Source organism: Vibrio sp. D173a, assembly GCF_030248475.1.
Genome location: NZ_JAHGAH010000505.1, coordinates 1 through 895 on the forward strand (window position 1 = coordinate 1; position 895 = coordinate 895).

At 47.2% G+C, this 895-nt stretch carries 1 protein-coding gene; it reads left to right on the top strand.

Going from position 1 to position 895, the window contains the following annotated elements; translation table 11 throughout:
• On the top strand, nt 1-895 hold an 895-nt coding region (locus tag KIV40_RS27125), incomplete at both ends, for a DUF1800 family protein (RefSeq protein ID WP_285352285.1).

Genomic DNA, 895 nt, shown 5'->3' on the forward strand with positions numbered 1-895 from the left:
TACTACGACATGCTCATTACCCATGCCTTTGGGAACTATCGTGATTTGATTGAGTCCGTCACGCTGCACGCCGCAATGGGTGATTACCTCTCCATGATGGCCAATCAAAAAGCGGATCCAGACAAGAATCGTTACCCAGATGAAAACTATGCTCGTGAAGTCATGCAGCTATTTAGTATCGGTCTTTATGAGCTAAATTCTGATGGGTCTGAGAAACATGATGAGCAAGGCCAGCTTATTCCAACGTATTCGCAAGATGATATCGAGAACCTCGCTCGTGTCTTTACCGGTTGGCACATTGCAGAGAAAGCGAAGCCCGGGTGGGGCTCGAAGGAAGGGAATTGGTTGGTACCAATGATTGCCTATCCTGACTACCACGACGATGAAGAAAAAACGGTGATGGGTGAGGTGTTTGCACAAGGCCAGACGCCTGAACAAGATATGGCGCAAGCGATGGACATGTTGCTCAATCACGAGAATACAGCGCCATTTATTAGTAAACATCTTATTCAAAGGTTAGTTACGTCAAACCCTTCCCCTGCATATATTGCGCGAATTAGCGCACTGTTTGCTGATAACGGCAAAGGTGTGAGAGGTGACCTTAAAGCGGTTGTTCGCGGAATACTCACCGACAGTGAGGCTCTTGATGGAGCAGATCGCGCTCCGGTAAAAATGAAGGAGCCATTGATCGCTATGACCAACTTTTTCCGCGCATTTGAGGCTAAATCTGCGGATCCTTCCGGACGTTTCCATAATTCAATTAATACGTTTGGGGCTTACGGACAGGCACCATTGGGATCACCAAGTGTATTCAATTTCTTCTCACCGGATTACGCACCGAATGGTGAGATTTCGGCAGCCAATGAGGTTGCACCTGAGTTTGAAATCTTGAGTT